Below are 2,663 nucleotides of genomic sequence, written 5' to 3' on the forward strand. Positions count from 1 at the left end.
CGGGGCCGCCGGGGCTGTTGGAGCCGCCGGGGTCGCCGGAGCCGCCGGGGTCGGCAGGGCCGCCTGGGTCGCCGGGGTCGGCGGGGCCGACTGGGTGTCCGCGAATGCCGCGGTGAAGTCGGCCGCGGCGGGCTCGGCATCCTTGGCCGACCCTTCGGCCGCCCTCTCAGCCACCTCCTCGGCCATCCCCACGGCCGATCCCTCGGCCATCCCCACGGCCGATCCCTCGGCCATCCCCACGGCCGATCCCACGGCCATCCCCACGGCCGATCCCACGGCCGAGTTTCGGCCCAGGCCCCCGACCGAGGTCTCGCCCGAATCCCCGCCCGAACCCCCGACCGAATCCCCGCCCAGGTCCGGGGTCGTCGGCGGCAGGTTCCCCGGCCCTCCGCCCCGGAAGGCGTCCCCGCCCGGAGGAAGACCCTTTTCCACACCTGACGAGGAACTCCCCTCAGGGCCCGGGGAGGGACTCCCCTCCGTCCCCTCCCCGAGCCCTCGCTCTCGTCCCCGCCCCATCGTCGACTGCGCTGCCCGGCGCCCCGCGAAGGCGCTCGCGACCATCCGGCTCGTCAGCGGGCTCCGGCGAGGCGGGACCAGATGAGTCGGGACCTGCTGGAGCGGGTCCGGGCAAGGCGGGTCCGGGCAAGGCGGGTCCGGACAAGGCGGGTCCGGACAAGGCGGGGCCTGCCGGAGCGGGGCCTGCCGGAGCGGCACGGGCTGGGACGCCGCCGGGTCCTGGGGATCCGCACCCTTCACCCCCGCACCCTTGACCTCCGCACCCTTCACCCCCGCACCCTTGACCTCCGCACCCTTCATCTCCGTGTCCGCCCTCACGGGCGCCTCGACCAACGCCATGCCGCACGGCACCGCCTCCGTCGCGTACGGCAGCCGAAGGACCCCGTCCCTGCTCCACCACCCGGAACCGGTCAACCACCCCTCCGGAGCGCGAAACTGATGGAGCCGGCGCTCCGCCGGACGCCACACCCCGAGCCAGCTGCCCGAGGCACCGTCGATCCGCAGGGCGACCGCGCAGTTCTCCGGCGTCAGCACCAGCCCCGGCTGGATCGCGAACGGAGTGACCGTGCAGCCGGCCGGCTGGAGGCACTCCGGGAACCGGACCGGAAGCGTGCTGCCCAGCACCCCCCAGCCGAGCCGCTCCCGCCCCGGTGAGGGCGCGTCCGAGCGGACCAGGAGCAGCCCGCTGTCGGCGTCCGCCAGCAGCAGCCGGTCGTCGCTGTCCTCGGCGATCTGCAACAGCGGCGACACCTCGCCCCCGCGTTCCAGATCGACCACCACCGCCTTCGTCCTGCCACGCGGCGCCTCCCGGTCCAGCGCGAGCAGCCGGTCCCCGCCGCCCAGCCACACCCCGCCCGAGCAGCGGCCCGGCACCTCCGCGAGGTGCTCGGGCCCGAAGGTGCCGCCCGCCACCAGCCACACGGCCGTCGAACCGGGCCCCACGGCGAGGGCGTACGCGCGCGTGCCGCCAGGAGCGGGCGGCAGCAGCCACAGCTCCGTTCCGGGCTCGGGGCATTCGATCGCGCCGAGCGGTACCTCGCCCGTCCCGGGCCCCGTCGGATGCCCCGTCGGATACAGCAGCGAGAACATGTGCCGACCGTCGGCGACCCGGTGGACGAGCACCCGCCCGTCCGCCATCGGCAGCACCTCCGTGCCGGGCTCCTCGGGCTGGCTGCCGGGCAGCGGCACGGCGTAGGGCTCGGGACCGTCCAGCGTCCAGCGCTCCGGGAACCAGGACGCGCCGCTGCGGGCCAGCCGGGCCGCGTAGGACCCGTCGAAGCCGATCACGCACCCTGCCCGTGCGACGGACCCGCTCGCGCCCCCGCTTCCTACCCCGCTCCCACCCCCCTCCCTGTCCCCGTTTCCGGACGCCGCCGCGGACTCGATCGCACAGGCCGCCATGGTTCGGTCACCTCCGGCGTCGAAACTAGTTTTCGCACGCACAGACGTGGGACCCGCAGCCAGCCCCTTCACACATAAGAGTGGCCACTTTCCGGTTCGCCTGAGGGAACGGAGGCGGATGTGCTGAGCGGGATGAGGGTGGGATGACAGCGGGACGAGGGGGGACGCCCGGCCAGGTGATCACCGGAGCGGCCGGTCGGGCAGGCCCCCGGGGCAGGTAGCCTTTTGTGCGTGCCCCGTCTGTCTGAAGCAATCGCCGCGCTCGACGCCCTCTGGCCCCCGGGGAGCGCGGAGGCATGGGACGCGGTCGGGACGGTCTGCGGAGACCCCGACCAGGAGGTCACCCGTGTCCTGTTCGCCGTCGACCCGGTCCAGGAGATCGTGGACGAGGCGGTGAAGCTGGGCGCGGACCTGCTGATCACCCACCACCCGCTCTACCTGCGCGGTACGACGACGGTGGCGGCCTCGACCGCCAAGGGCCGCGTCGTGCACACGCTCATCAGGAACGACATCGCCCTGCACGTCGCCCACACGAACGCGGACCGCGCCGACCCGGGGGTGAGCGACGCCCTCGCGGGCGCGCTGGACCTGCGGGTCCTGCGGCCCCTCGTGCCGGACCCGGCCGACCCCGGGGGCCGTCGCGGCCTCGGCCGTATCTGTGAACCGGACCGCCCGCTGACCGTCCGCGAGTTCGCCGCCCGTGCCGCCGAGCGGCTGCCCGCCACCGCGCAGGGCATCCGCGTCGC

The 2,663-nt window shown here is 75.0% G+C and carries 1 protein-coding gene and 1 pseudogene; one reads left to right on the forward strand and one right to left on the reverse strand.

The features are described from left to right. Positions 1–843: 843 nt before the first annotated feature. A pseudogene (locus HO151_RS05235) lies at positions 844–1,917 on the reverse strand (hypothetical protein); the annotation flags it as partial. Between the two features lie 231 nt (positions 1,918–2,148). Between HO151_RS05235 and HO151_RS05240 the strand changes: the two are divergent. Then, positions 2,149–2,663: Nif3-like dinuclear metal center hexameric protein (locus tag HO151_RS05240; protein ID WP_173894934.1), on the forward strand; the 515-nt coding region annotated here is incomplete at its 3' end.

Source organism: Streptomyces sp. 8P21H-1, assembly GCF_013302945.1.